This window comes from Sporolactobacillus inulinus, from assembly GCF_006539285.1.
Taxonomy (GTDB): Bacteria; Bacillota; Bacilli; order Bacillales; family Sporolactobacillaceae; genus Sporolactobacillus; species Sporolactobacillus inulinus.
Window position 1 is genome coordinate 1 of record NZ_BJMS01000174.1, and the last position, 2,713, is coordinate 2,713.

Genomic DNA, 2,713 nt, shown 5'->3' on the forward strand with positions numbered 1-2,713 from the left:
GATTACGGCCACTAGAATGTACCAGCCTTGCCATCTTTATTACCATCAATCGCCAACGATTTTACCACATGATGCCATGGTGTTTACCACATAAAGAAAAACCTATAGATATCATTTTTGATCTATAGGTTTTCCCTTTCAGTATTAGATTAAGAGATGGACTTCTCCCTGTGTTTCGTTTTTTAAGGGACGAAGTTCCTCAAATCTCTTACCTTGTTGAAGCATTATCATTGCTTACTCTTCAAATTATGATTTTTTCCCTAATCCATGGCGTTCCCGCATAGAGATCTCTCCATCAATTAAGATTTGATATGAGTCATGAACAATACGATCTAGAATAGCCTCTGCGAGGGTTTCATTCCCGAGTTTTAAATGCCATCCTCTTGGATCAATTTGTGAACAGAAGATCGTCGATGCCGTCTTATGTCGGGCTTCAGTGATTTCCAATAAAATTGATGCTTCCTCCGTGGACAAATCTGTCAGTAGCCATTCATCAAGAATGAGAAGATCAGCTTTTGTGTATTTTTTAATTAATCTTCGATAACTTCCATCTGCAGCCAACTTTGCGAGTGTCAGTTCATCCAACAATTCTGGCAAGCGTGTATACTTCACCTTGTAGAATTGGCGACAGGCGGATACTCCAAATGCTGAAGCGAGAAACGACTTTCCTGAGCCCGTCGGGCCCATTAAAATAATATTATGGTGATTTTGAATATAGCTGCCACTGGATAATTTGAGAATTAACTCCTTGTCCAGTTTACGATCTTCATAGTATTCAATATCTTCAACGGATGCATTTGAATATAACAACGCAGCAGCTTTAATCAGTCGATAAAGTTTATTATTTTGTCGACGTGAATGCTCTAAGTCAACAAGTAATGAAAAGCGGTCTTCAAAACTCAATTTCTGAAAGTCTTTGTTTATTGCTTGCTCTTTGTAGGACTCGGCCATGCCACTCAGTTTCATTTCATATAATTTGGTAAGCGTTTGTTCATTCATCTTTTATTCTTCCCCCCATAGTACGAAGCTCCACGCGTAAAACCATAATTATTTTCGTTGTCTTCTGAGCGACGTTTTTGTTCTTGTTCGGCATCGCTCTTTTTGTTATTCTTCAAGATTGTTTGAAGTACTTTGACCGTCGGTCTTTCGGTCATGGAAAGTGCCATCTTACTGGCACGTTCAATCTCATATTTTGAATAACGTTGCTCAAATTTCTTTAGAGAAAAAATAGAATGTAATGCCTGCTTTTCTGTTTGGTAAGAATCTAAAATATAGCGTACAATAGTTAAGGTTGCTGACCCGATATCTTCAGCCCAATCTAGAGCAGCTTCAGGTGTTTGATCCACAAACAACTTATGATGGTCTGGCATATGGTCGCGAGTAGTGGATAATTGACCAAACTTTCCATATAATCGTTTATGTGAGGCCACACGCATATGATTGAAGAAGATCTCAACGAGATCGTCCGATAGCCTTACTTCTACTTGTCGATTAATGTATTCGTAGGGAACCGAATAAAACATGCTTTCAACGGAGATGTGATAATCAGGACGAACCTTCGCTGTTTTCCATTCAGACATTTTATATGGGCGATCCGGGAGGGGAGAAAGTGCGAATTTCTCCTCTTCTTCAAATGCTGAAAAGCGGCTTCCTTTCTTGCGTGTAAACGAACGATTATTGAACTCCTCTAACTTCTTCCAGACTTCTTCATTCAATTCCTCAATACTAAAGCACTGAACATTTCTTAATGCTGCGATGATCCAAGTGGAGAGGATACCGACTGAGCTTTCAACACTAGCCTTGTCTTTTGGCGTCCGCACACGAGCAGGCATAACGACGGTATGATAATAGTCCGCCATTTCTCTGTAAGCAGGATTTAAAATGAGTTCCTTCCTGGTATGCTTGGTCACGCTCGTTTTTAGATTGTCTGGAACGACGATTTGTGTCACTCCTCCAAAATACTCATACGCATGTCGATGGGCGATGATCCATGAATGTAGATCCATGGACAATGTTGCTTCAGCGTAGGATAACAGACTACACGGAAGGGTCGCAATGAAAATATAGGCTTTGATTTTTTCTCCAGTATCTCGATCACAAACAAACGCTGTTGATCCAGCCCAATCGACTTCCATGATTTCTCCAGGCTTTCTTCGAATGCGTAATGTCGCCTTGTACTTATCTGCGTAACGGCTGTAGTGACGTAAAAAACTTCGATAAGAATAAGGAATCTTGTTATTTGCCCGACATTCAGCCTCATACTCATGATGAAGAAGAGAGAGCGTCACATTCGGTTTGGACAACTCTCCATGAATCCAGTCAAAGTTCAACGGTTGGCGACCTGAAGCTTCTAAAGCTTTTTCTGGAAACAGAAAATCTTCGATCCACTGATTCGTCATTTCCTCTTCTAAAGGGCATGTTAACCCTTTTTTCTCGGCTCTTTGAATAATCTCCGTTACTTTTTGACGAGAATTTCCAGTGCTTGCGGCAATACCTCTAAAGCTAATCCCTTCATCATGAAGCTCCAATATCCTTTGATAATGAATCATACAAAAAACACCTCCTATAAAAGTGGATTTGTCACACCTGTGGTGTGCCCACTAATTATACAGGAGGTATTGAATGGTAAATAGGCTTGTCATTTATTGGTACATTCCTTGTCAATGTGTGGTAAAAAACATGGCGTTAGTGGTACATATTATTGGCCGTAATC

The 2,713-nt window shown here is 40.2% G+C and carries 2 protein-coding genes; both read right to left on the reverse strand.

Features of this window, described 5'->3' with window-relative positions; translation table 11 throughout:
• Window positions 1-246: 246 nt before the first annotated feature.
• The gene (istB, locus tag SIN01_RS14400; protein WP_010026865.1) at window positions 247-999 is read right to left on the reverse strand and encodes an IS21-like element helper ATPase IstB; all 753 of its coding nucleotides are present in this window, start codon (window positions 997-999) and stop codon (window positions 247-249) included.
• A complete protein-coding gene (istA, locus tag SIN01_RS14405) occupies window positions 996-2,549 on the reverse strand; it encodes an IS21 family transposase (RefSeq protein WP_010026864.1) in 1,554 nt (517 codons plus the stop codon). Before istA ends, istB begins: the two co-directional genes overlap by 4 nt.
• Window positions 2,550-2,713: the final 164 nt, after the last annotated feature.